Source organism: Bacillus sp. AFS077874, assembly GCF_002566505.1.
Classification (GTDB): domain Bacteria; phylum Bacillota; class Bacilli; order Bacillales; family Bacillaceae_G; genus Gottfriedia.
This window is the reverse complement of sequence record NZ_NUYF01000007.1, coordinates 419,211-446,043: the sequence shown is the minus strand read 5'-3', so window position 1 is coordinate 446,043 and position 26,833 is coordinate 419,211. Positions and strand designations below refer to the sequence as shown.

28 protein-coding genes are annotated in these 26,833 nt (G+C 34.4%); 27 read left to right on the top strand and 1 reads right to left on the bottom strand.

The genetic code is table 11. The annotated features are described in order from the left end of the window. The first annotated feature begins 89 nt into the window (after positions 1-89). The gene (locus tag COJ46_RS08190) at positions 90-1,691 is read left to right on the top strand and encodes a CTP synthase (protein WP_025671028.1); all 1,602 of its coding nucleotides are present in this window, start codon (positions 90-92) and stop codon (positions 1,689-1,691) included. A gap of 70 nt (positions 1,692-1,761) precedes the next feature. Here COJ46_RS08190 and COJ46_RS08185 read toward each other — a convergent pair whose 3' ends face one another. Continuing rightward, entirely contained in the window at positions 1,762-2,286 is a 525-nt protein-coding gene (locus tag COJ46_RS08185; protein ID WP_176522481.1) for a DUF2529 family protein, read from the bottom strand. A 201-nt stretch (positions 2,287-2,487) separates the two neighbouring features. On the opposite strand from COJ46_RS08185, the gene COJ46_RS08180 reads away from it, so the two are divergent. From COJ46_RS08180 to COJ46_RS08055, 26 genes are all read left to right on the top strand, one after another. Continuing rightward, positions 2,488-2,865 (top strand): response regulator, encoded by a 378-nt coding sequence (locus COJ46_RS08180; RefSeq protein ID WP_025671030.1) that lies wholly within the window; start codon positions 2,488-2,490, stop codon positions 2,863-2,865. A gap of 294 nt (positions 2,866-3,159) precedes the next feature. Continuing rightward, a complete protein-coding gene (locus COJ46_RS08175; protein ID WP_069033722.1) occupies positions 3,160-4,014 on the top strand; it encodes a class II fructose-bisphosphate aldolase in 855 nt (284 codons plus the stop codon). 438 nt (positions 4,015-4,452) lie between these two features. After that, positions 4,453-5,751 (top strand): UDP-N-acetylglucosamine 1-carboxyvinyltransferase, encoded by a 1,299-nt coding sequence (locus COJ46_RS08170; protein WP_097974860.1) that lies wholly within the window; start codon positions 4,453-4,455, stop codon positions 5,749-5,751. Between the two features lie 72 nt (positions 5,752-5,823). Next, the gene (gene glpX / locus COJ46_RS08165; RefSeq protein WP_056469239.1) at positions 5,824-6,789 is read left to right on the top strand and encodes a class II fructose-bisphosphatase; all 966 of its coding nucleotides are present in this window, start codon (positions 5,824-5,826) and stop codon (positions 6,787-6,789) included. 353 nt (positions 6,790-7,142) lie between these two features. Further along, a complete protein-coding gene (rho, locus tag COJ46_RS08160) occupies positions 7,143-8,417 on the top strand; it encodes a transcription termination factor Rho (RefSeq protein ID WP_025671034.1) in 1,275 nt (424 codons plus the stop codon). 159 nt (positions 8,418-8,576) lie between these two features. Then, positions 8,577-8,822, top strand: coding sequence for a type B 50S ribosomal protein L31 (locus COJ46_RS08155; protein ID WP_025671035.1), 246 nt, complete (start codon positions 8,577-8,579; stop codon positions 8,820-8,822). 210 nt (positions 8,823-9,032) lie between these two features. Continuing rightward, the gene (locus COJ46_RS08150) at positions 9,033-9,647 is read left to right on the top strand and encodes a thymidine kinase (protein ID WP_097974862.1); all 615 of its coding nucleotides are present in this window, start codon (positions 9,033-9,035) and stop codon (positions 9,645-9,647) included. A gap of 229 nt (positions 9,648-9,876) precedes the next feature. Next, on the top strand, positions 9,877-10,944 hold the full coding sequence (gene prfA / locus COJ46_RS08145) for a peptide chain release factor 1 (protein WP_025671037.1): 1,068 nt from the start codon (positions 9,877-9,879) through the stop codon (positions 10,942-10,944). Then, positions 10,944-11,804 carry a peptide chain release factor N(5)-glutamine methyltransferase gene (prmC, locus tag COJ46_RS08140; RefSeq protein WP_097974864.1) on the top strand — a complete coding sequence of 287 codons (861 nt, stop codon included), beginning with the start codon at positions 10,944-10,946 and terminating at the stop codon, positions 11,802-11,804. The genes prfA and prmC overlap by 1 nt, the downstream gene beginning before the upstream one ends. 138 nt (positions 11,805-11,942) lie before the next feature. Next, positions 11,943-12,848 (top strand): ATP-grasp domain-containing protein, encoded by a 906-nt coding sequence (locus COJ46_RS08135; RefSeq protein WP_097974866.1) that lies wholly within the window; start codon positions 11,943-11,945, stop codon positions 12,846-12,848. Beyond that, positions 12,845-13,702, top strand: a complete 858-nt coding sequence (locus COJ46_RS08130) for an ATP-grasp domain-containing protein (protein ID WP_097974868.1) — start codon at positions 12,845-12,847, stop codon at positions 13,700-13,702. Before COJ46_RS08135 ends, COJ46_RS08130 begins: the two co-directional genes overlap by 4 nt. A gap of 183 nt (positions 13,703-13,885) precedes the next feature. Further along, on the top strand, positions 13,886-14,692 hold the full coding sequence (gene spoIIR / locus COJ46_RS08125; RefSeq protein WP_097974870.1) for a stage II sporulation protein R: 807 nt from the start codon (positions 13,886-13,888) through the stop codon (positions 14,690-14,692). Positions 14,693-14,750: 58 nt separating this feature from the next. Beyond that, entirely contained in the window at positions 14,751-15,209 is a 459-nt protein-coding gene (locus COJ46_RS08120; RefSeq protein ID WP_097974871.1) for a GNAT family N-acetyltransferase, read from the top strand. A gap of 106 nt (positions 15,210-15,315) precedes the next feature. After that, entirely contained in the window at positions 15,316-16,359 is a 1,044-nt protein-coding gene (locus COJ46_RS08115; RefSeq protein ID WP_097974873.1) for an L-threonylcarbamoyladenylate synthase, read from the top strand. A gap of 241 nt (positions 16,360-16,600) precedes the next feature. Then, a complete protein-coding gene (locus COJ46_RS08110; RefSeq protein ID WP_097974875.1) occupies positions 16,601-17,158 on the top strand; it encodes a manganese efflux pump MntP in 558 nt (185 codons plus the stop codon). A gap of 122 nt (positions 17,159-17,280) precedes the next feature. Beyond that, a complete protein-coding gene (locus COJ46_RS08105) occupies positions 17,281-17,715 on the top strand; it encodes a low molecular weight protein arginine phosphatase (RefSeq protein WP_097974877.1) in 435 nt (144 codons plus the stop codon). 131 nt (positions 17,716-17,846) lie between these two features. Next, a complete protein-coding gene (gene rpiB / locus COJ46_RS08100) occupies positions 17,847-18,296 on the top strand; it encodes a ribose 5-phosphate isomerase B (protein ID WP_097974879.1) in 450 nt (149 codons plus the stop codon). A gap of 84 nt (positions 18,297-18,380) precedes the next feature. Next, on the top strand, positions 18,381-18,947 hold the full coding sequence (locus COJ46_RS08095) for a TIGR01440 family protein (RefSeq protein WP_097974881.1): 567 nt from the start codon (positions 18,381-18,383) through the stop codon (positions 18,945-18,947). Positions 18,948-19,115: 168 nt separating this feature from the next. Beyond that, a complete protein-coding gene (glyA, locus tag COJ46_RS08090; protein ID WP_141437770.1) occupies positions 19,116-20,357 on the top strand; it encodes a serine hydroxymethyltransferase in 1,242 nt (413 codons plus the stop codon). Positions 20,358-20,575: 218 nt separating this feature from the next. Then, positions 20,576-21,094 (top strand): DoxX family protein, encoded by a 519-nt coding sequence (locus tag COJ46_RS08085; RefSeq protein WP_097974884.1) that lies wholly within the window; start codon positions 20,576-20,578, stop codon positions 21,092-21,094. Between the two features lie 271 nt (positions 21,095-21,365). Beyond that, on the top strand, positions 21,366-21,995 hold the full coding sequence (gene upp, locus COJ46_RS08080) for a uracil phosphoribosyltransferase (RefSeq protein ID WP_097974886.1): 630 nt from the start codon (positions 21,366-21,368) through the stop codon (positions 21,993-21,995). A 236-nt stretch (positions 21,996-22,231) separates the two neighbouring features. Then, on the top strand, positions 22,232-23,173 hold the full coding sequence (locus COJ46_RS08075; RefSeq protein ID WP_097974888.1) for a DNA-binding transcriptional repressor DeoR: 942 nt from the start codon (positions 22,232-22,234) through the stop codon (positions 23,171-23,173). A 230-nt stretch (positions 23,174-23,403) separates the two neighbouring features. Further along, complete coding sequence (gene deoC, locus COJ46_RS08070) at positions 23,404-24,069, top strand: deoxyribose-phosphate aldolase (RefSeq protein ID WP_097974890.1); 666 nt, start codon at positions 23,404-23,406, stop codon at positions 24,067-24,069. A 140-nt stretch (positions 24,070-24,209) separates the two neighbouring features. Next, the gene (locus COJ46_RS08065; protein ID WP_097974891.1) at positions 24,210-24,614 is read left to right on the top strand and encodes a cytidine deaminase; all 405 of its coding nucleotides are present in this window, start codon (positions 24,210-24,212) and stop codon (positions 24,612-24,614) included. A gap of 120 nt (positions 24,615-24,734) precedes the next feature. Beyond that, positions 24,735-25,919, top strand: coding sequence for a NupC/NupG family nucleoside CNT transporter (locus COJ46_RS08060; RefSeq protein ID WP_097974893.1), 1,185 nt, complete (start codon positions 24,735-24,737; stop codon positions 25,917-25,919). A 113-nt stretch (positions 25,920-26,032) separates the two neighbouring features. Next, on the top strand, positions 26,033-26,665 hold the full coding sequence (locus COJ46_RS08055) for an AmiS/UreI family transporter (protein ID WP_097974894.1): 633 nt from the start codon (positions 26,033-26,035) through the stop codon (positions 26,663-26,665). Positions 26,666-26,833 lie beyond the last annotated feature (168 nt).

The following is a 26,833-nucleotide window of genomic DNA, read 5'->3' as shown; positions in this document are numbered from 1 at the left end:
TATTAAATAATTTTTTATAAAGGTTTAGCTTTGTAATTTCTTGTAAGGAAAAATAAAATACGAATGCTAAAAATGAAAGGGGCTCAATTATGACAAAGTATATTTTTGTAACAGGTGGCGTAGTTTCTTCTCTTGGTAAAGGGATTGTTGCAGCATCTTTAGGACGACTTCTAAAAAACCGAGGATTAAATGTAACAATTCAAAAATTCGATCCGTACATTAACTTAGATCCAGGAACAATGAGTCCTTACCAACATGGTGAAGTTTTCGTTACAGATGACGGTGCAGAAACAGACTTAGACTTAGGTCATTATGAAAGATTCGTTGATATTAACGTTACTAAATTCAATAATGTAACTTGTGGTAAAGTTTATTCTACGGTATTACAAAAAGAACGTCGTGGAGATTACTTAGGAGGAACTGTACAAGTTATCCCACATATTACAAATGAGATTAAGGATAAAGTTTTCCGTGCGGGTCGCGAAACGAATGCTGATGTTGTTATCACTGAGATCGGTGGAACAGTTGGTGATATCGAGTCATTACCTTTTATCGAAGCTATTCGTCAAATTAAAGGCGACGTAGGTCGTGACAACGTAATGTATGTTCACTGTACACTTCTACCTTATATTAAAGCTGCTGGTGAGTTAAAAACAAAACCAACACAACACAGTGTAAAAGAACTTCGTAGTATTGGTATTCAACCAAATGTCATCGTATTACGTTCAGAAACATCTGTACCACAAGAAATGAAAGATAAAATTGCTCAATTCTGTGATGTAGATGCTAAAGATGTAATTGAATGTGTAGATGCAGATACTCTTTACGAAATCCCATTAGCATTACAAGCTCAAGGATTAGACAGTATCGCATGTAATCATTTAAAACTACAAACAAATGAAGCAGATATGACAGAGTGGATTTCATTAGTGGACAAAGTTAAAAACTTAACTAAATCAACAAAAATCGCTCTTGTTGGTAAATATGTAGAATTACAAGATGCTTATATTTCAGTAGCAGAAGCATTAAAGCACGCAGGTTATGCTTTTGATAGCGAAATTGAAATTAAATGGATTAATGCAGAAGAAGTTACATCAGCTAATGTAAATGAACTTTTAAGCGATGTAGATGGAATTCTTGTACCAGGTGGATTCGGTGACCGTGGTGTAGAAGGAAAAATCTTAACTGCACAATTTGCTCGTGAAAATAACGTACCATTCTTAGGAATTTGTTTAGGTATGCAAATTGCGTCAATTGAATTTGCTAGAAATGTTTTAGGTTTGAAAGGTGCTCACTCGGCTGAAATCGATCCTACTACTAACTATCCAATTATTGATTTATTACCAGAACAAAAAGATGTAGAAGATTTAGGTGGAACATTACGTTTAGGTTTATATCCATGTAAATTAGTTGAAGGTTCAAAAGCATATGAAGCATACGGAGATGAAGTTGTTTACGAACGTCACCGTCATCGTTATGAGTTCAATAATGAATACCGTCAACAAATGGAACAAGAAGGATTTATATTCTCAGGTACTAGCCCTGATGGTCGTTTAGTAGAAATTATTGAATTGCCAAATCATCCATGGTTTGTAGCTTCTCAATTCCACCCAGAGTTTATTTCTCGTCCAAATAGACCACAACCATTATTCAGAGATTTTGTAGGAGCATCACTACAAAACCGAGGTTAAGGAAATAAAAAACACCCAACAGATTTTATTAAAATCGTGTTGGGTGTTTTTGTTATTTTAGAATTATTTTTCAGTCGAAATCTGATAGGATTTCACTCATTGTAAGTAGTAAGCAATGATAAATAAATAATCCAGTAAGTAGGGTAGGTAAACAGATTCGGTCTCCCTCGTCAGTTGGAACAAGCTTTCTTGTTAATTCATAGTTAATAAATACATCAGCTAGTTCTGATAAATGGTCTTCTCCATTAATCGTGGTAGAGACGATCACTAATCCGATGTTTGATTCTGATAGTTTCTTAGCAAGAAAAATAGCTTCTTGGTCATCCGTCTGTCTTGTAAATAAAAGTACTCGATCTACTGGAGATAATGACTGGATTTCGCCGTTAATTAACAAAGGTTTAATGGAGTCGTTTCGTTCTGCTCCATCAGTTATTTCTGAAATGATACCAGCGAATTCTTTAGTGCCATGAACATATACGCATCCTTCGCCTATAACTGCCTGAGCTAGAAAGCGTGAAGCATCTTCAATTACTTCCTCTTTCTTAACTATTTTTTGAAATACTCCATTCAATTGTGTCGAAAAAATTTTTAACATTAAGTAATATCCCCTCTTATAAAAGTATGGTCTAACCATTATACTGTAATTTAGATAGATACAAAAAATTTAAAAAAGTAATTTTTTGTAAATTTTTTCAAACGTATGCAGGAAAAAAGGTTTTTAAGTAGAATGTAAAAATTTAGGGGAATTTGTATTTTTTTAAGCAAGGTTATCTGGTTTAGAAAGGTGGTACTATTTTTGGGAAGTAAATTACTTATAGTAGACGATCAGTACGGAATTCGTTTGCTTTTACACGAAATTTTCAAAAAAGAAGGCTATGAGGTATTTCAGGCAGCTAATGGTTTTCAAGCAATTGATATTGTAGTGAAGGATTGTCCCGACTTAGTTATTCTTGATATGAAAATACCAGGTATGGACGGAGTGGAGATTCTTAAGCGAATCAAAGAAATTAATAAAGATATTAAAGTTATTTTGATGACGGCTTATGGTGAACTCGATATTATCGAAGAAGCTAAAAAATTAGGAGCACTACAATATTTTCCAAAACCATTTGATATTGATGAAATTAAAAAGGTTGTTAGAGAACATACTTCACAACCACAATCTCAGCAGTAAAATAGCAGATGGGTAGCGGACCATCTGCTTTTATTTTTATCTTAAAAATGTAAGCGTTTTCGGAAATTGTGGATAAAATCGCTTTAAATATGTTATGAATGTCCAAAATGTTACGAAAAAACGAACATTAAATGATATTTGTTGTGTTTTCATTTCATTTTTTGTATTCTTATGTTGTGATATAAATACCTAATAATTTACATAATAAAGAACAATTTGTAGCATTATATTCTTGTTAGTAAAATTATGGGTGCAGATTAATTTTCATAAAAGAGTATATAAGGAGGGCTTAAAATGCCTTTAGTATCTATGACTGAAATGCTTAATAAAGCAAAAGAAGGTAAATACGCTGTTGGTCAATACAATATTAATAACTTAGAGTGGACTTTTGCTATTCTTACTGCAGCTGAAAAAGAACAATCACCTGTAATTCTTGGTGTTTCTGAAGGTGCAGCTAAATACATGGGTGGATTTAATACTGTTGTAAAGATGGTAGAAGGTTTATTAATCGATTTAAAAATTACTGTACCTGTAGCAATTCATCTTGATCACGGTTCAAGCTTCGAAGCATGTAAAGCTGCAATCGACGCTGGATTTACTTCAGTTATGATTGATGCTTCTCACGATCCATTTGAACAAAACGTTGAAACAACTAAAAAAGTTGTAGACTACGCTCACTCTCATGGTGTATCTGTAGAAGCTGAATTAGGAACTGTTGGTGGACAAGAAGATCACGTTGTTGGAGACATTATTTATGCAGACCCAGCAGAGTGTAAAGAACTAGTTGAGCGTACTGGCATTGATTGCTTAGCTCCAGCTTTAGGTTCTGTTCATGGACCATACAAAGGTGAACCGAAATTAGGTTTCGACGAAATGGAACAAATCGGTAACGAGACTAATGTACCATTAGTTTTACACGGTGGAACTGGAATCCCAACTGAACAAATTCAAAAAGCAATCGCTCGTGGTACTGCAAAAATTAACGTAAACACTGAGAACCAAATTGCTTTCAATAAAGCTGTACGTGAATTTGTTGCAAATGATCAAAAACAATACGATCCACGTAAAGTTCTTGGACCAGGTCGCGAAGCAATTATCGCAACAGTAGCTGGCAAGATCCGTGAGTTCGGTACTAGCAACAAAGCGTAATATTTTAAGTTTTTTAGCTTAAAATATGATATATTATAATAAATTAAGCCGTCTAAATTATGTTTAGACGGTTTTCTTGTTTAACAAAGCCGTTTTTTAGCAATAAATTTATATGTTTTTTCATTTAGACTTGAAGATATAAGCTAATAATGATTAGAATTAGTATAGGTCTAGTTAAGAATTTACCAAATATCTATTTCTACTTTATTAACTAATTAAGATTTATTTAAAGGTTTTACTGAACTTTTATTGAAATTCAAGATATTGTAATTAACCAATTCGAAGCAAAAGTCTTTATATTAGACTGTGGCTCTCGTATAAACTAAGATTAGAGAAGTAGAATTTTGGAGAAAATAGGTAGAAACTATTCGACGGTTGAGAAGTTTAAAACTTTACTTCTCTACTATTTTCTTCTGCTCATTTAGAAGGGAGTATACTATGGAAAAGCTTGTATTAGAAGGCGGTATACCTTTAAAAGGGACAATTCGTGTTAGCGGTGCCAAAAATAGTGCAGTGGCTTTAATCCCAGCAACTATCTTAGCAAGCTCACCTGTAACAATTGAAGGAGTTCCTTCTATTTCAGATGTTCAAACACTATGTGACCTTTTAGAGGAAATAGGTGGTCAAGTAGAAATATCTGATGAAAAAATAATGATTGATCCAACAAATATGGTTGCAATGCCACTTCCAAGTGGGAAGGTAAAAAAATTGCGAGCGTCTTATTATTTAATGGGTGCAATGTTAGGCAGATTTAAGCAAGCGGTTATAGGCTTACCAGGTGGCTGTTACCTTGGACCAAGACCTATTGATCAACACATAAAAGGTTTTGAAGCTTTAGGTGCAAAAGTAACAAATGAGCAAGGTGCAATCTATTTAAGGGCAGAAGAACTAAAGGGTGCACGTATATACTTAGATGTAGTGAGTGTTGGTGCAACGATTAACATCATGTTAGCAGCGGTTTTAGCAAATGGTAGAACCGTTATTGAAAACGCTGCAAAAGAGCCTGAGATTGTCGATGTAGCTACTTTATTAACAAGTATGGGTGCTAAAATTAAAGGTGCAGGTACTGATGTAATTCGAATAGATGGAGTAGAATCACTATCTGGCTGCACACATACAATTATCCCTGATCGCATTGAAGCAGGAACTTATGCAATATTAGCTGCTGCAACTGTGCAAGAAGGGGACAAGGTTATTGTAGATAATGTTATTCCACACCATTTGGAATCACTTATAGCTAAAATGAGAGAAATGAATATAGATATTGATACAAATGACGATCAAATTATCGTTTCAGGATCAAATAGAGAACTAAAATCAGTAGATATCAAAACTTTAGTTTATCCAGGGTTTCCGACTGACTTACAGCAGCCGTTTTCAGTGCTGTTAACGAAGGCAAATGGGACAGCCGTTATTACTGATACAATTTATGGTGCAAGATTTAAGCATATTGATGAGCTTAGAAGAATGAGTGCAACGATTAAAGTCGAAGGTAGTACAGCTATTATTTCCGGACCTTCACAGTTACAAGGCGGCCGTGTAAAAGCAAGTGATTTACGTGCTGGAGCAGCTTTAGTTATAGCAGGCCTAATTGCAGAAGGTAAAACAGAACTAACTGGATTAGAGCATGTTGATAGGGGATATGAGGATTTAGTAGAAAAGCTTTTAGGATTAGGAGCTAATGTATGGCGTGTTCAACTAACTAGTCAAGAAGTTGAACAATTGAAAAATGCGTAAGATTGGGTGTCTATATACTCCAGTTTAACATAATTAAGATAGTTTTCATTTACATCAAAGGGGGAGTTTTGAATGGAAAGAAGTTTATCAATGGAGTTAGTACGTGTTACTGAGGCAGCGGCACTAGCATCTGCAAAATGGATGGGTTTAGGTAAAAAGGATGAAGCAGATGATGCTGCTACAACAGCAATGCGTGACGTATTTGATACGATTCCTATGAAGGGAACAGTTGTAATTGGAGAAGGGGAAATGGACGAGGCTCCAATGCTTTATATCGGTGAGAAGCTTGGTAATGGATATGGTCCAAGAGTAGACGTAGCAGTTGATCCACTTGAAGGTACAAATATCGTGGCATCTGGTGGATGGAATGCTTTAGCAGTTATTGCAATTGCTGACCATGGTAATTTATTGCATGCTCCTGATATGTACATGGAGAAACTTGCAGTAGGACCTGAAGCGGTTGGTAAAGTTGATATCAATGCATCTGTTCTTGAGAACTTAACAGCTGTAGCAAAAGCAAAAGGAAAAAATATTAATGAAGTCGTTGCAACAGTATTAAATAGAGAACGTCATGCGAAGTTAATTGAAGAAATTCGCTCAGCAGGTGCTCGAATTAAACTAATTAACGATGGTGATGTTGCGGGTGCAATTAACACAGCTTTTGATCACACAGGTGTTGATATTTTATTTGGAAGCGGTGGAGCGCCAGAAGGAGTTATCGCTGCAGTTGCTTTAAAATGCTTAGGTGGAGAACTTCAAGGGAAGTTATTACCTCAAAATGAAGAAGAAATCGAACGTTGCAAACGCATGGGTATAGAAGATCCAAACCGTATATTATATATGGACGATTTAGTTAAGGGTGACGACGCAATTTTTGCTGCAACTGGTGTAACTGATGGAGAATTACTAAAAGGTGTACAATACAAAGGGAATGTAGGTTCTACGCAATCATTAGTTATGCGTGCTAAATCAGGAACTGTTCGTTTTGTAGATGGACGTCACAGCCTAAACAAAAAACCAAACCTAGTTATTAAATAATCAAACGGCTTAAAAGCTTGGTTTTGATGAGGGGTAATAATGAATTAAATTCTTTGTTAACGAATCAAAATCTAGATATTAATTTAGTAGAATAATGACTCTTTCCTTTATTTACCAAAGGGAAGAGTCATTAAATAGTTTAGTCGAAAAATAGTTGGCATAAAAAACTCTTTCGAATTATAATCTCAATAGATAGTAAACCTATTAATTCTAATTACTTAGAATATTTTTAGGGGAAAAGGTTACACTAAAGAGTAATACTTTATGTAAGTTTCCTTCAAAAAACCTTCTAAATAACCTTCCGAATTAAGAAAACCCTAATTTGAACGAATAAAAGTAAAGAGTGGTGTTATATGAGTTTAACAATCTCTGCATTAGAAAACATGAAATTAAAAGATTTGTATGAACACGCGAAGGTAATGAAAATTTCGTATTACAGCAAATTAACGAAAAAAGAACTTATTTTTGCAATCCTTAAAGCGCAAGCGGAAAAAGATGGATTAATGTTCATGGAAGGTGTACTAGAAATTATCCCTTCAGAAGGATATGGATTCTTACGTCCAATTAATTATTCACCTAGTTCAGAAGATATTTATATTTCTGCATCTCAAATTCGTCGTTTTGATATGCGGAATGGTGATAAGGTATCAGGAAAAGTACGCCCACCGAAGGAAAATGAAAGATACTTTGGTCTACTTCAAGTAGAAGCAGTTAATGGAGACGATCCTGAGAATGCTAAAGAACGTGTTCACTTCCCGGGATTAACTGCATTATATCCAAATAGACAAATGAAGCTTGAAACATCTCCTGCTAAGTTTTCTACAAGAATTATTGATATGATCGCCCCAGTAGGATTTGGTCAACGTGGTTTAATTGTTGCCCCTCCAAAAGCCGGTAAGACTGAGTTATTAAAAGAAATTGCAAATAGCATCACAACAAATCACCCAGAAGCTGAACTAATTGTATTGCTAATTGATGAGCGACCAGAAGAGGTAACGGACATTGAACGTTCTGTAAAAGGAGATGTTGTAAGTTCGACTTTCGACGAAACTCCTGATAGTCATATAAAGGTTGCTGAATTAGTATTAGAACGCGCTATGAGACTAGTAGAGCACAAGAAAGATGTAATTATTTTAATGGATAGTATTACTAGGCTTGCTCGTGCGTATAATTTAGTTATTCCACCAAGTGGTCGTACGTTATCAGGTGGTATTGATCCTGCTGCATTCCATAGACCAAAACGTTTCTTCGGTGCTGCACGTAATATCGAAGAAGGTGGAAGTTTAACGATTTTAGCAACAGCTCTAATCGACACTGGCTCACGTATGGATGATGTTATTTATGAGGAATTTAAAGGTACAGGTAATATGGAGCTTCACTTAGATCGTTCATTAGCTGAACGCCGTATCTTCCCAGCAATTGACATTCGTCGTTCTGGAACACGTAAAGAAGATCTATTAATACCAAAAGATCATCTGGACAAGCTATGGTTAATGCGAAAAACAATGTCAGATATTCCAGACTTTGTTGAACGTTATTTCAGAATGCTACGTCAAACGAAAACAAATGAAGATTTCTTCAATACGATGACTGAAGAAAGTAGAAAAACGCCAGTCTCTAATAAATAGTTGGAAGATATAAGAAATCTGAAAGAGAAATAGTGGGTTGCATTCTCCCGGGTTAGTTGCTATAATTTCATTTGTATGTGAAATGTAAATTATGTGGTATACACATGGTTTCTTATAACTCTGATTTCAAGGATTTCAGGGCGGAAGGAGATGAAAGACATGAAAGCGAATATTCATCCTAATTACAAGAAAGTAGTGTTTATGGATATTAACACTGGTTTCAAATTCTTAAGCGGATCAACAAAATATTCTAACGAAACAATCGAATGGGAAGATGGCGAAACTTACCCTCTAATCAAAGTTGAGGTTTCTTCTGATTCTCACCCATTCTACACTGGACGTCAGAAATTTGCTAACGCTGCAGGACGTGTTGAACGTTTCAACAAAAAATACGGCCTTAAGTAATATTGATGAAAAGCAGGCGAGTTATTGCTACTTTGCCTGCTTTTTTTACGCATTTATAGTCAAATAACATATAACTCTAATTCAATTTAGTGAATTTTTATATAAATATTAAAAGATACTTACATGAATTATAAATACTGCTGAATTAACAGCTGTTTAAAATAAATAATAAAATAGTCTTCGTACTGATATAGAAAGGTGAGACACATAATGTTCTTTATGATGAAAAAAAATGGTTGGATTGAAATGATTTGCGGAAGTATGTTTTCTGGAAAATCAGAGGAACTAATTCGCCGTGTTCGTCGTACGCAGTTTGCTAAGCAAAGCTGTGTTACATTCAAGCCATCCATTGATAATCGATACAGTGAAGTAGAAGTGGTGTCTCACACAGGTATGAAAGTACCTGCTTATGCAGTAACACACTCATCACATATTCTTAAATACGTAACAGAAGAAGTTGAAGTAGTTGCAATCGACGAGATTCAATTCTTTGACGATGAAATAGTTATGGTAGTTCAACAACTTGCTAACTCTGGAAAACGTGTGATTTGTGCAGGTTTAGACCAGGATTTTAGAGGCTTACCATTTGGTAGAGTACCTGAAATATTATCAATTGCAGAACATGTAACAAAATTAAACGCAGTTTGCGCTTCATGCGGCTCACCTGCAAGTAGAACTCAAAGATTAATAAATGGTAAACCAGCTTTATTTGAAGACCCTATTATTTTAGTAGGTGCATCTGAATCATACGAACCAAGATGTCGTCACTGTCACGAAGTACCAACGAAAACAGTTCAACCAGCACTCCAAAGTCAGAACGATTAATTTTATAGTAGGTTGAAAATTAGCTATTAAGACCATATACTAAGAAATGTGGAGAAAGCTTGCTCAGCTCTGAATGGAATATGATCGAAAAGCTAGTTTCGGAAATGGACAATTATAATTGTGGATAAAGTGTTTTAGGCGCTTTTACCTTAGAATTTAGAATTAAAGAAGCGATTTAGAATCGCTTCTTTCGATATATATTTAAGACGAAAATGTCGAGGTGAAAATTATGTTTGATCGATTACAAGCTGTAGAGGATCGCTATGATAGATTAAACGATTTACTTAGTGACCCGGAAATTATAAACGATTCAAAAAAGTTACGTGAATACTCAAAAGAACAGTCAGACATACAAGAAACAGTTGATGTATACCGTCAATACAAATCAGTTAAAGAGCAAATTAAAGATGCAAAAGCTATGCTTGAAGAGAAGCTTGATGCTGATATGCGCGAAATGGTTAAAGAAGAATTAAATGATTTGGAAAACGAATCAAAGGATCTAGAAGAACGTTTAAAAATCCTTTTAATTCCAAAAGATCCTAACGATGATAAAAACGTTATCGTTGAGATTCGTGGTGCTGCGGGTGGTGACGAAGCTGCATTATTTGCTGCTACATTATATCGTATGTACAGCCGTTTTGCTGAGGTTAACGGTTGGAAAACAGAAATCATTGAAGGTAACTATACAGAACTAGGTGGATTTAAAGAGGTTATCTTTATGATCAATGGTAAAGGTGCATATTCAAAACTAAAATTTGAAAATGGTGCACACCGTGTTCAACGTGTTCCTGAAACAGAATCAGGTGGTCGAATTCATACTTCAACTGCAACTGTAGCAGTTTTACCGGAAGCTGAAGAAGTTGAAATTGAAATTCATGAAAAAGATATTCGTGTAGATACATTTGCTTCAAGTGGTCCTGGTGGTCAATCAGTAAATACAACGATGTCTGCAGTGCGTTTAACTCATATTCCTACAAATACTGTTGTATCATGTCAGGATGAAAAATCACAAATTAAGAATAAAGAAAAAGCGATGAAGGTTCTTCGCGCTAGGGTTTACGATAAATTCCAAAGAGAAGTACAAGCAGAATACGATCAAAATCGTAAGCAAGCTGTAGGTACAGGTGATCGTTCTGAACGTATCCGTACGTATAACTACCCACAAAACCGTGTAACTGACCACCGAATTGGATTAACAATTCAAAAGCTTGATCAAATCGTTGAAGGTAAAATCGACGAAATTATTAATGCGTTAATTATGGATGATCAAGCAAAACGCATGGAACAAAGTCAATAATGACAACAAAGATATATGAAGCCCTAAAATGGGCTTCTTCTTTTTTACAAGAACACGGTCGTGATGAAAATGTGGGTGAAATTGTATTAAAACATATTTTGGACTACAATCGAACAGAATTATTGCTAAATATGAGAGAAGATTTAGAAGAGCATCATTGGATGGAGTTTAAAGAATTGGTCCATAAGCACATAGATGGCCAACCAATTCAATATTTAATAGGATATGAATACTTTTATGGACGAAAGTTCTTCGTTAATGAAGAAGTACTAATTCCAAGACCAGAAACAGAGGAGTTAGTTGAAGGTGTACTGCATCGTATTCAAAAGCATTGGAAAAATACAGACCAACTTGAACTAGTAGATGTAGGTACTGGCAGTGGGGCGATTGCAATCTCACTTGCGCTTGAAAATAAACAATTAACAGTTCATACAGTTGATATTGCAGAAGAATCTATCCAAGTTGCTAAACAAAATGCACAAGAGTTACAGGCGAATGTCCACTTTATACACAATGATTTACTGAATTACTTTATCGATGAAAATAAGACGGTTGATATTGTTGTATCAAATCCGCCGTATATTCCGCATGAGGATTGGTTGGGTTTAGATGAAGTAGTTAAGGATCATGAACCATACCGTGCTTTAGTAGGTGGCGAAGATGGTCTTGATTTTTACCGTCGTTTTTCAAATGACTTACCTAAAGTATTAAAAGAAAAATCACTGGTTGCATTTGAAGTAGGTGTCAATCAAGGTGAACAGGTTGCAGACATTTTAAGGAAAGCTTATCCGAATTCAAATGTTGAAGTAGTTTTCGATATTAATGGCAAAGACCGTATGGTTTATATGGTAAATGGCTAATTTAAATAGTGAATCGTAATGATATTGACTAGAAAAAGTCCATGTATTACGATTCTTTTTTTTGTGTTAAAGTTGTAAAAGATGAGGAAAAATTTCAATCAAGAAAAAACAAAAACATTACGAAAGAAGATAGTTAGAATGAAAAAGTTTAAAGGATGGATTGTATTTAATGGTCATATTACAGCTACAAAATTTACTGAACTTTTCGAATGGTTACAAGATACAGCGATCGCAAAAGGAATAGATGTTTCTTTAGTTAAACATTATGAACTAATTCCAGTAATCGAAAAGGGTCAAGCGATTTTAAAAGGGAAATTCGCGAATGAGAAACCTGATTTTGTAATTTTTTGGGACAAGGATGTTCATTTAGCAAGGCATTTAGAAAATATGGGGCTAAAATTATATAATTCTGCGAGAACAATTGAAGTTTGTGATGATAAGGCTTTAACTTTTCAGGCATTATCGAACTTCGATATACCTATGCCAAAAACAATTACGGCTCCGCTATTGTTCCCTAATTGTGATTTAACAAACTATGATTTTTACGATGAAGTCATACAGGAATTAGGTTTTCCTTTAATTATAAAAGAGTCATTTGGTTCATTCGGTAGACAAGTTTATTTAGTTGAGAATAGAGAAGATTTTTTTAAGAAGGTAGACGAACTAAAGCACAAACCACATATTTATCAAGAGTTTATAGAATCAAGTAGAGGGACTGATATTCGCATCCAAGTAGTAGGTAAACAAGTAGTAACAGCAGTGTTAAGAAAATCAGAATCAGATTTTCGTGCAAATGTTACAAACGGTGGAAAAATGTATAAGTATGAGCCGTCAGAAGACCAAATCAATTTAGCACTTAAATGCTCTGAAATAGTAGGAGCAGATTTTGCAGGGATTGACTTATTGTTTGGAGAAGACGGAAAAACATATATATGCGAGGTTAACTCAAACGCACATTTCAAAAATATTTATCTATGTACAGACGTGGATACAACGAAATATATTATTGATTATATTATCTGGGACTTGGAGAAAAACATATGATTGGTTGGCTAATCTATTCCGAAGCAGATGCAAAAAGAAACAGAACGTATATCGACTGGCTAGTAAGCGGCGCATTGGAAAATGGATTTGAGTTAAAGTTACTATATACAGAAGATATTGTCATAGGTATTCGAAACGGTGTTAATATACTTTACGATCAAGGTAAAGAATTAAGCAAACCGGCCTTTGTAATCATGAGGTCCATATCACAAATATTATCTTCTCACTTTGAAGAAATGGGGATCAGAACATTTAATAACCAGACGATTGCAACAATGGCCAACCACAAGTTTCTAACACACCAGAAGCTTTCTAGTCTAGGTATTCCAATGCTAGACACTTTGTATTATAAAAAAAGTACAATGACAAAATCCTTAGATACAGTCCAATTCCCTTGTGTGCTTAAGAATTGCACAGGAAGAGGGGGAAGCGAAGTATATTTTATAAATAATCAAGAAGAGTTACAGGAGATTGTGCAGAACTCAAATTTTGATGAACTATTAATTCAAAATGTTGCAGAGCAATTAGGTAAGGACTTACGAGTTTTCATTATCGGTAAAGAAATTATTGCAGCTGTTTTAAGATATTCAGAAAAAGACTTTCGAGCGAATTTTTCTCTTGGTGGAGGCGCAATGCTTTACGAACTTTCCCAAAAGGAAAAAGAACTTATTCAGAAAATAGTCGATCACTTTGATTTCGACTTCGTGGGAATTGACTTCATGTTTGATGCAAACAACCAATTGATCCTAAATGAAATTGAGGATGTAGTAGGAAGTAGAACATTATATACAGTATCAGATATAGATATTGTTTCGTTGTATATGAATTATATTAAAAAGCAGATAAACTGCTAGTGAAAAAAGATTTGTAAGATATCTTGGAAATAAAGAAAGCTTATTAGAAAACGAGTACCCTAAACTGGAAATCATCGTTTACTATCTAATCTAATAACGAAGAATCTATTAAAAAAAATAGAATACTAGTGTTTAAGAAATAATCAAATTGTCTACACTGTTCCTAGAGGGATGGTGGAGAGAATGAAAACTAAAAATAAAACGAAAATAACATATAAAATTATTTCTTTATTTATCATATTATTGATTAGTTCATCAGTGTTACTGCCACTTAGAGATACAAATGCAAAAGGTAATGAAATGGTCGTAATTCCTAAGAAAGCTGTAAGACTACGAATTCTAGCAAATAGCGATTCTAGTGAAGATCAAGCTCTTAAACGTAAGGTTAGAGATGAAGTTAATGCTCAAATTAATACTTGGGTAAAAGATTTAACAACTTTCGAAGAGGGACAAAAGGTTATTAAAAGTCATATTCCTGACTTACAAAAAACGGTTGCACGTGTTATTAAAGAAGAAGGCTCAAATCAATCATTTACTATTACTTACTCAAAAAAAGTTAAATTCCCTACAAAATTATATGGTAGTTTCTTATATCCTGCTGGTGATTACGAAGCGGTTTTAATTAAACTTGGTGCAGGCCAAGGAGCAAACTGGTGGTGCGTATTGTTCCCACCATTATGTTTCCTAGATTTTTCAAACGGTGATGCAACTTTAAGTAAAGAGTCACTACAATCGCAACAAAAGGTAGAGCATGAAACAAAAATCGAAAATGAACCAAAAAGAGAGTTTAAAAAACAAGAAGCATTACGTTTAAGCAATGATGATTCTAATATTGCAACAAAACAAAACAATGAATCCTCTTTACAGGATGATTCTGGGGACAAGAGCAGTGAAGATGCGGTTGTGGCTTCTACTCTACCTGGTGATGAACCAAAAGATGAGATTAAGGTAGAGAGCTTCTTTGTACAAATGTTAAAGCAATTATTTTAGTTCTAGCAATCTCCCTATGCGCATAAAGTATTACAAGCATACTAGGGAGGTTTTTTTTATGAAAATACGTTCAGCGATTCAGGAAGACTTTGAAACAATTTTTTCATTCTTGGGACAAGCAGGATTATCTACAAACGGACTTGAGGAGCAACAAGAATCATTTTTCATAATGGAAGATGAGTTTGGGAAAGCACAAGCTGTAATAGGGTATGAACAAGATGGAGAAGAAGCGTTATTAAGATCACTAGTAGTTGCACCTACCATTTACTCACAGCATATGGTACTCTTTTTACAAAGTGTTCTTGATAAACTAAAAGAAGAAATGATTAGTAAAGTATATTTATTAACAAGACAGCATGTAGTTCAAGACTTATTCCTTTTACTAGGTTTTGGGCAAGTCGAACAGGAAAATGTTTCGAACAGTATTAAAGAAATGAAGCATTACCAAACTACTATTACGAATGAAGAAGTATTAGTTTACCAAAAAGAACTATACACAAAGTTATCCACAAATTAGCAAGTTTTGTCCACAATTTGTGGATAAAACTTGCTTTTCATTCTTTGGATAATGTCTAAATTTGTAAAATATACACTATTATTCACTCTAGAGAGAGGTGCTACGGATGGAAACGAAAATATGGTATGTGGATAATCCTGTGAATAAAGAAGAAGTTTACCCACAGATTGTGGATGCAGCAAAAAATTTACAGTTAGGACAAGTTGTCGCTTTTCCAACAGAAACTGTATATGGGTTAGGGGCAAATGCTCTTTCAGATGAGGCGGTTCAACGAATCTTCCAAGCAAAAGGTAGACCAAGTGATAATCCCCTTATTGTACATATTGCCAACAAAGAACAGTTAGATAATCTAGTTGAAGAAATTCCATTAGATGCAAAAAAACTAATGGATGCTTTTTGGCCAGGACCATTAACGTTAATTTTAAAAAGTAAAAAACATGTTTCAAAATATGTAACGGCAGGGTTATCCACTGTTGGAATAAGAATGCCTGATCATCCAGTTGCTCTAGCGTTAATTGAGGCTTGTAATTTGCCAATAGCAGCACCAAGCGCAAATACTTCAGGCAAGCCTAGTCCAACTTCTGCTAAGCATGTATTTGAAGATTTAAATGGACGAATTGTAGGAATTGTAGATGGTGGTAGTACAGGAGTCGGAGTGGAGTCGACAGTTATTGACTGTTCGCAAGCTATTTTTACAATATTAAGACCTGGTAGTATTACGCCAGAAATGATCAAAGAAATAATCCCTACGGTGGAAGTAGATCCAGCAACTATGAAGGAAAATGAAGCACCAAAATCACCCGGGATGAAATATAAACATTATGCACCAGATGCTCAAATGCATCTTGTAAATGGAAGTATTGAATTTATGCACAAACTTATACACAATTCCAAAACAGAAGGAAAAAGAGTAGGGATATTAACAACCGAAGAAAATGCAACCAAATATGATGCAGATGTTGTTCTTACATGTGGAAAGCGTAGTGACTTATCAACCGTAGCGGCAGCATTATATGATTGTATTCGTCAATTTAATGAAGAACATGTTGATATCATTTATTGCGAAACTTTCCCTTATGAAGGAATTGGAATTGCCATTATGAATCGTCTGTGGAAAGCTTGTGGACATTCGGTTATACAGGAAAAATAATAGAACGGGCTTCTATTGTTTTCAGGTTAAACAAAGCCCAAAAAACTTGATTTTCAGACTGATTGCAAGCGCTTGTCTTTCGAGGCGCGGAGTTACCCTAAAGGGTAATGAGCACCGCAGACAGGCGAAGCAACGAAGAAAGCGAGCGTTTGGCGGGCAGTCTCGAGAAATTTTATTAATTTCCCTCATATCATTTCTAGGACGTGCATATCTTTTAATAGCAAGTCCTAGGGGGGAAAGCATGAGTAGCTCATTAATTAATGAACTAATTACATTAACTATTATGGGATCTGCGCTAGGTTTAGATGCATTCTCAGTTGGGTTAGGAATGGGAGTTATACAACTAAAATTTAAACAAATCATTAATATCGGCATTGTAATCGGACTTTTTCATGTAATAATGCCCTTATTAGGAATGATCATTGGATATGAGTTATCCGAAAATCTGGGACGATTTGCTGTATTACTCGGCGGTTTTTTATTAATGGGAATAGGCTTTCACATGATTTATGCAACTTTATTTGGTAAAGAAGAAAATAAATATTCACCGACAGGAGTAGGTTTACTTCTTTTTGCATTTAGTGTAAGTGTGGACAGCTTTTCGGTTGGAATTAGCTTAGGAACATTTGGTGCTAAAACATGGCTAACCATTTTACTATTTGGTATTATCAGTACAATTTTAACTTGGGCTGGATTACTATTAGGAAGAAGGGTAGAACAGGAACTCGGTAAATTTGGTGAACTATTAGGTGGTTCGTTCTTATTGATTTTCGGAATAAAACTATTATTTTTTTCTTAAAAGATACATATGGTGAATAAGAGCTAAGGATGGAGAAAATTGGAGACAATTGCCCCATCCTTTTATTTTTTAGTAAAATAGATAAAATAAAACGTTCAGATAAATGAGGGTGGGGTATTAAGATGAAAAATATATTATTTGTTTGTACCGGAAATACATGTAGAAGCCCAATGGCAGAAGCACTATTAAGACATCATGGTAATGAGCTCTTTCAGGTCAAGTCTGCTGGAGTATTTGCTATGTCAGGCGACCCTGCTTCTCAAAATGCAATATTGGCACTAAAAAATAAAGGGATCGAAACAAATCATTCCTCGCAGCAAGTAAATGAAGACCTTTTGGAATGGTCTTCGAAAGTCTTATCAATGACATTGAGCCATAAACAAATGTTAGTTTCTAGGTTTCCTCAATATAAGGATAGAATCTTTACATTTTATGAATATATAAACGGTCAAGCTAAAGATATTTCTGACCCATATGGAGGGTCATTAACAACTTATGAAAATACTTTGAGTGAATTAGAAGAGTTGGTAAAACAGATTGTACAAAAAAACAATTGAATATTAATTTAATCAGTGATTAGATGCTAATTAGATGCCCTAAATCTGAACATAATAGTGTAAGATAGAAATTGAAGTTAATTCGATACAAAAGAAAATTAAATCAAAGAGATCAATACGGGGGTTATCTAATGAAAGTAGCAATAGCATCTGATCATGGTGGATTAAATATTCGTCAAGAAATCATGAATCTAATGGATGAAATGGGTATTGAATACGAAGATTATGGTTGTGAATGTGGTACATCTGTAGACTACCCAGATTATGCATTCCCAGTTGCACAAAAAGTTGCAAATAGAGAAGTAGACCGTGGAATATTAATTTGTGGGACAGGAATTGGTATGTCAATTGCCGCAAATAAAGTTGAAGGCATTCGATGTGCATTAGTACATGATACTTTCAGTGCAAAAGCAACTCGTGAACATAATGATACGAATATTCTAGCTATGGGGGAACGAGTAATCGGACCTGGTTTGGCAAGAGACATTGCAAAAATATGGTTAACGACTGAGTTTGAAGGCGGTCGACATGAAAATAGAGTAAACAAAATTAAAGACTACGAAAAAAATCATCAATTATAAAACCTAAAACGAAAAGCCGTTAATCCAAAACATAATGTGAAGATTATCGGCTTTTTTAATAATGGGTCGAAAGGAGCAAAACAAATGAATGAAGAGTTAAGGTTAGTTGCCGAGCAAATAAAATCATTATTAAACGAGCTAAATGATCATGTGAATTTTACAAGTGACCATGTTTTAGTCATTGGATGTAGCACTAGTGAGGTTAGTGGACAAAGAATTGGAACTTCAGGAACAATAGAAGTAGCGGAAGTTTTATTTAATGAGATTAAGGCTTTTCAAGATGAAACAGGGGTACAATTAGCATTTCAATGCTGTGAACATTTGAACAGAGCACTAGTTGTTCAAAGCAAGACGGCAAAAAGTTTACAACTCGACGAAGTAACTGTGATACCAGTTCGTACTGCAGGAGGAGCTCTTGCTTCATTTGCATTTAGACATTTAGATCATGCTGTAATTGTTGAACACATTAAGGCGGATGCAGGGATTGATATTGGCGATACTCTAATCGGTATGCATTTAAAGCACGTGGCAGTTCCTTTAAGAACGAGTATTAAACAAGTTGGACAAGCTCATATAACGGCGGCAAAGACTCGTCCAAAGTTGATTGGTGGAGTACGTGCAGTTTACTCAATAGATGAAGACTTGAAATAAAGCGGTTTTTATTATAATAGAATTATTAAATGTTAGTTATTTGAAAGATATATCTTTCATTTTTAATGTAAAACATGGTAAAATAGAAAGGAATTCGGTCGTTTTATCGAATAATATAGTAATTTTATACTAGTAATGTTCGTGTTTTACAAAAAGGGGGATATAACTGTGGAAAATTTAAAAAAGCAAGATCCATCATTGTATGAGGCAATACAGTTAGAGTTAGGTAGACAACGTACTAAAATCGAGTTAATTGCTTCTGAAAACTTTGTAAGCGAAGCAGTAATGGAAGCCCAAGGTTCAGTATTAACGAATAAATATGCTGAAGGATATCCAAGCAAACGATACTATGGCGGTTGTGAATATGTTGATATCACAGAAAACATTGCAAGAGACCGTGCAAAAGAAATTTTCGGAGCAGAACACGTAAATGTTCAACCTCATTCAGGTGCTCAAGCGAATATGGCAGTTTATTTCACTATTTTAAAACATGGTGATACAGTATTAGGTATGAATTTATCACATGGTGGTCATTTAACTCACGGAAGTCCAGTAAACTTCAGTGGGGTACAATATAACTTCGTTGAGTATGGAGTAGATCCAGAAACTCAAGTAATTAACTATGAAGATGTATTAGAAAAAGCTAAAGCACATAAGCCTAAATTAATTGTAGCTGGTGCAAGTGCTTATCCAAGAGCAATTGACTTTAAAAAATTCAGAGAAATTGCAGATGAAGTTGGAGCTTACTTAATGGTTGATATGGCACATATCGCTGGTTTAGTAGCAACAGGTCTTCATCAAAATCCAGTTCCATATGCTGATTTTGTTACAACAACTACTCATAAAACATTACGTGGACCACGTGGTGGTATGATTTTATGTAAAGAAGAATTCGCAAAAGCGATTGATAAATCAATCTTCCCTGGAATTCAAGGTGGACCATTAATGCACGTAATTGCAGCAAAAGCTGTAGCATTTGGTGAAGCATTACAAGAAGATTTTAAAAATTACGCACAAGCGATCATCGATAACGCTGCTCGTTTAGCAGAAGGCTTAAAATCTCACGGCTTAAACCTAGTATCTGGTGGCACAGATAATCACTTAATTTTAATTGACGTTCGCTCATTAGAATTAACTGGTAAAGTTGCTGAGCACGTATTAGACGAGGTTGGTATTACATGTAACAAAAATACAATTCCATTTGATCCAGCAAGTCCATTTGTAACAAGTGGTATCCGTATCGGTACTGCTGCAGTAACTTCAAGAGGATTTACTCTAGAAGATATGGATGAAATTGCATCAATCATTGCTGAAACATTAAAAAACCACGAAAATCAAGAAGTACTAGAAGCATCTCGTAATCGAGTTAATGCTTTATCTAGTAAATACGAATTATATCCTACGTTTTAATAAATAAAGGTTAAAATAAGCTATCTTTAGAACTGTATCTTCAACATTGAAGGTGCAGTAATACTAAAGATAGCTTTATTTTTTTTGAAAGTTTGTGAGGAAGTTCACAAAAAGTTCATTTAAACTTGTGAAAAACTTCACATTAAACATTAGGAATGAAGTACAATAATTCATGTAAACAGCAATTAAAAATATTAACCAAACGGAGGCAAAAAATTATGTTTATTAATTTTTTAAGAACTAATAAAATTGCATCTGGTTTCTTAACTATTATTCGTCTTTATTTAGGATATGAGTGGATCCATGCAGGTTGGGGTAAGTTATCAGCTGGTGGATTCGATGCTTCAGGATTTTTAGGATTTGCAGTTAAAAGTGCTTCAGGAGAACATCCAGCAGTTCAAGGCTGGTGGGCAGACTTCCTTACAAACTTTGCAATACCAAACATCGACTTATTTAACTTTTTAGTTCCTATTGGAGAATTCGCAATCGGACTTGGACTTATTTTTGGTTGTTTTACAAAAACAGCAATGTTCTTTGGTTTAATGATGAACTTCGCATTTATGTTTAGTGGTACAACTAGCACAAATCCTCAAATGGTATTATTAGGAATCTTTATTATAATTGCTGGTTCAAATGCAGGACGTATCGGATTAGATCATTATATTAGCAAGTTTTTTAATAGAAAAACATCTTTCGCTCCAAAAGTACCAGATCATAATTTAAGTAAAGCATCTTAACTATACACACCAAAGAGGGAACCAATAGGTTCTCTCTTTGCGTATAAGATAAAAACTTCTCTGACTTTTAATAATGAAGAGGAGGAGTTTTTAATTCAAATTGGGTCAAAATAGTAGTTAGATTAGTAAAAAAAGGAAATATTGAAGTTTGATTTTAAAAAGATCTAAATTAATTCTAAGCGATTGCATGATGTGGCTTGAATTATTTAACCGCTTTCGGTATTCTTTTTAAGAATAATAAATTAATAAGTATTTGCAAGGAGCGATAAAAGTGAGTAAAGTATACGTTTTTGATCATCCGTTAATTCAGCATAAAGTTTCTTTAATTCGTAAAAAAGACACTGGAACAAAAGAATTTCGTGCACTAGTTGATGAGGTTGCAGGTTTAATGGCATTCGAAATCACACGCGATCTACCACTACAAGAAGTGGAAATCGAAACACCAGTAGCAACTGCAAAGTCAAAAGTTATTGCTGGTAAAAAATTAGGGATTGTACCAATTTTACGTGCAGGTTTAGGGATGGTTGATGGATTCCTTCAATTAGTTCCTGCAGCTAAAGTTGGACATGTTGGATTATACCGCGATCCTGAGACATTAAAACCGGTTGAATATTACGTTAAACTTCCTACGGATGTAGAAGAGCGTGACTTCATTGTGATTGATCCAATGCTTGCGACAGGTGGATCAGCAGTTGAGGCGATCAACTCTTTAAAAACACGAGGTGCTAAAAATATTAAGTTTATGTGCTTAATTGCAGCTCCAGAAGGTGTTGAAGTTTTACAAAAAGCACACCCAGATGTAGATATTTACATAGCTGCCCTTGATGAAAAATTAAACGATCATGGTTATATTGTTCCTGGTCTTGGCGACGCTGGAGATCGTTTATTCGGTACAAAGTAATTACATTTTAAAAGCTTTCCTAGCGTAGGAGAGCTTTTTTCACTTTAAAAAAGTATAAATTGGCAGCTAGGTAGCTTATTCGACGAAGTCACCAATTTTAGAAATTAAGTTTAAGTGCAACTACGCCTCTGTCTAAAAGGCTCGTCAGTCTACGAGTTTTCTTTATATTAAAAGGGGTATAATAATTAAAAATTTGAACGTGAAATAAGGATTGGTAAGTTAAAGGGGATTAGGGAATGTCACTCGAAAAACAAAGGTTAATAATAGATGCCGCAAGACTATACTATGATTCTGACTTTAGTCAACAAGAGATCGCGACACAATTAGGAATCTCTCGTCCAACTGTTTCAAGATTACTCCAACAGGCTAAGGAATTGGGATATGTACGCATTGAAATTATTGACCCCCTTGAAGGCAATCAAGATTTAGCCCGAGAGTTAAAGAAGAAATATAATTTACAATCTGTTGAGGTTTGCTATTCACCAATTGATGACTACAATGAAGTTTTGCAAACGATCACTAAAAAAGCTGCGGATGTGTTAGTAGATTTAGTCCATGATGGTGACGTTGTAGGAGTAACTTGGGGAACAACGATGTATCATATTGCAACGAAGTTAAGTAATAAACAAGTAAAGGGTGTAGAAGTAATTCAGCTAAACGGTGGAGTAAGTTATTCTAAAACGAATACTTATGCATCTGAAACGGTCAATTTGTTTGCCGAAGCATTTAACACCGTTCCAAGATATTTACCACTACCAGTTATATTTGATAATCCACAAGTAAAACAAATGGTCGAGGAAGATCGCCATATTGGTCGATTAATCGATTTGGGAAAACAATCAAATGTCGCAATTTTTACTGTAGGAACTGTTAAAAAAGATGCTCTGTTATTTAGAGTTGGCTACTTAAACGAGAAAGAAGAACAGGATTTACAAACATTTGCTGTAGGAGACATTTGCTCACGTTTTTTTGATAAAGAAGGAAATATTTATTCTGAACTTCTTAATCGACGAACGATTGGAATTGAGTTAGATGAGCTAAGAAGTAAAGAAAAGTCTATTTTAGTGGCAGGTGGAGAAAGAAAAATAAACGCTATTCACGGTGCTTTAATGGGTAAATATGCAAACGTATTAATAACTGATCAATTTACTGCAAAAAGATTGCTAGAGCAGGAATAAGCAAGAGAAAATCAGATATTTTTAAAATTAAAAAGGAGGCGTCTTTAGTGTCAGTTAATCTGACTTAAGAGATAGGCTTTTTTAAAATTTAATAGGAAAAATTATCCTTGAACATAAGTTCAATTTGTATTTTACAAAATTTCATAGCGATGTTATAGTATAGACATATTCAAAGTAACTTAGTAAATAAACATTTTTTTATAATAAAACCATTAAGGGAGCGACTATATATGAATTACGCAAAATTAGTAGATCACACATTATTACGAGCTGACGCAAAAAGAGAAGAAATTGCAAAACTAGCTGAAGAAGCAAAAGAGTTTAGCTTTGCATCAGTTTGTATCAATCCTACTTGGGTTTCTTATGCGAGTGAATTATTAAAGGATTCTTCTGTAAAGGTTTGTACGGTTATTGGTTTCCCTCTAGGAGCAAACACTCCTGAAGTAAAAGCATTCGAAACTACAAACGCAATTGAAAATGGTGCTGAAGAAGTTGATATGGTTATCAATATTTCTGCATTAAAAGAAAAAAATGATGAATTAGTTGAAAGAGATGTACGTGCAGTTGTTGAAGCTGCTAAAGGTAAAGCTTTAGTAAAAGTAATTATTGAGACTTGTCTTTTAACTGATGAAGAAAAAGTTAGAGCATGTGAATTATCAGTTAAAGCAGGTGCTGACTTTGTAAAAACATCAACAGGATTCTCAACTGGTGGAGCAACTGTAGAAGACGTTGCATTAATGCGTAAAACTGTTGGGGAAAACGTTGGCGTTAAAGCTTCTGGTGGTGTTCGTAACTTAAAAGACGTAGAAAATGTAGTAGCTGCTGGTGCAAACCGTATCGGAACAAGTTCAGGTGTTAAAATAGTTCAAGGTGAAGAAGCTAACACAGCTTATTAATTTCAAAATAATTTTAAAATAAAAAAAAGTGAGTGAGTTATTGCTCTTTAGCTCTTACGTTGGTAATATGGTAAAGCGAAGACAAAACTCACACACTTTAATAAAGAATTACCTAACTTATTCGTTAAAGGGTGATAAATATGAATACAAAATCATTAATCAACGAAGCTTTAAAGGCTCGTGAAAACGCATACGCTCCTTACTCAAAGTTTAAAGTAGGTGCAGCAATTTTATTGAATAACCAAACAGTCTACACAGGTTGTAATGTTGAAAATGCTTCTTATGGACTAACAAATTGTGCAGAAAGAACTGCTATATTTAGTGCAGTCGCTGCGGGTAACGGTTCAGCAAAGATCGAATCAATTGCAATAGTAGGGGATACTGAAGGCCCGATTTCACCATGTGGTGCATGTAGACAAGTTATCGCAGAATTTAGTGATGAAAATACAAAAGTATACTTAACTAACTTAAAAGGTGACATTGCTGAAACAACTGTTAAGGAATTACTTCCAGGGTCATTTAGTTCAAAAGATTTACAAGGTTAATCCTTGTCTGACATCTAACTTCTATATGATGTCTGACATCCAACAAATAAAAAGTTGTGTTCGTTTTGAAAGCGCTTATATTAAATAAAAATAAATTTATTGGATTTTCGGGGGAGAAACATGAAATATATTATAGCTCTTGTTGGATTACTAGTTGTTTTCGGTCTAGCTTTCATCGCTAGTAGTGATCGTAAAAACATTAAATATCGTCCAGTCGTAATCATGGTCGTTGTTCAAATCATTTTAGCGTTCTTATTATTAAATACAGAAGTAGGCTTAATTTTAATAAAAGGAATTTCTAACGGATTTGGAAAGTTATTAGAATATGCTGGTGAAGGTGTTAATTTCGTTTTTGGTGGAATGGCAAATGAAGGTGCTTTCCCATTCTTCACAGGAGTATTATTACCAATCGTATTTATTTCTGCATTAATTGGTATTTTACAATTCACAAAGATTTTACCGTTTTTTATTAAATACATTGGGTTAATCTTAAGTAAAATCAATGGTATGGGTAAATTAGAGTCTTACAATGCAGTAGCATCTGCAATTTTAGGACAATCTGAAGTTTTCATTTCAGTAAAAAAACAATTAGGTCATTTACCTAAAAATCGTTTATATACACTTTGTGCATCAGCAATGTCAACAGTATCTATGTCGATCGTAGGGGCATATATGACAATGGTTGAACCAAAATATGTAGTAACAGCAATTGTCTTAAACTTATTTGGTGGCTTTATTATTTCATCAATCATCAATCCGTACACTGTTTCAGCTGAAGAGGATATTTTAACGGTACAAGAAGAAGAAAAACAAACTTTCTTCGAGATGCTTGGTGAGTATATTTTAGATGGTTTCAAAGTAGCAATCATCGTTGCAGCAATGTTAATTGGATTTGTTGCATTAATTGGTGCAATTAATAATATCTTTGATATGATTTTTGGAATCTCATTCCAAGGAATTTTAGGTTATGTATTTGCACCATTCGCATTCATTATGGGTGTACCATTTAAAGAAGCGGTTGACGCAGGTAGTATTATGGCAACAAAACTTGTTTCAAATGAGTTCGTTGCAATGATGGATTTAGCAAAACATGGTAAAGAGTTCTCAACTCGTACATTAGGAATTGTGTCAGTATTCCTTGTGTCATTTGCTAACTTCTCATCAATTGGTATTATTGCAGGTGCGGTTAAAGGTTTACATGAAAAACAAGGTAATGTTGTCGCTCGTTTCGGTTTAAAATTATTATTTGGTGCAACATTAGTAAGTGTATTAACGGCGATTATCGTAGGGATCGTTTTAAAATAATTTAATCCAAGCGTTTGACTTAGATCAGGCGCTTGTATTTTTTTTCTAATCTTAAAGAAGGAGGGTTGAGTTAAAAAGTGAATTTTTAACAATTTTCTTTTTAACAAGTCACTATGGGAGCTGTAGGTTTACTTTTATCTGGTGCAACTCTGTTTTTAAATAGTCTTGTTTTATTAAATAAGGCGAATGCTAAAAGTGCAGCATTATTAAACTTATTTGTTGGTACTTTACAAATCGTCTTTCCTATCTACTTATTAATGCATTTAGGTGCTGGTAAGTGGGAATTATTTAATACGGCAAGTATTTTCTTTTTTGGTATTACTTATTTATATAATGGATTTACAAATCTTAAAGGTTTTGATGGAACAGGCTTAGGCTGGTTCTCTCTTTGGGTTTCCATCATGTCTGTCCTTTGGGCTTTCGTGAACTTCGCTATAATTCATGATGTAGTAGGCGGATTATTATGGGTTATGTGGGCATATTTATGGTATCTATTCTTTGCTGGCCTAGTATTAGGTAAGAAAATAGAACGATATACAGGAATCGTTGCAATGATTCAATCTTGGACTACAATTACTCTTCCTGCATTTTTTATGCTTTTAGGGATTTGGCAGGAGACAGTAATTTCAAATGCATGGATCGTAGTTTTAGGAGCATCCATATTGTATTTTGTGATCCATGAAGTGAAAGCGTATGTTACAAATAAAAAATTCCAGTTGTTTAACCAACCCGAATTAAAAAATTAATGATAATACTAAAAGACTAACTTTTTAAGGAAGCTTAATGCTTTACCTAGAGTTAGTCTTTTTTTATTTTGAAAACTTTGTAGGTTCTAGAGAAAATTACCTTTTTATACATGAATGAACGATTAGTGAGAAAGCTAAAAAGAAAATATCTTATATAAAGGAGAACCT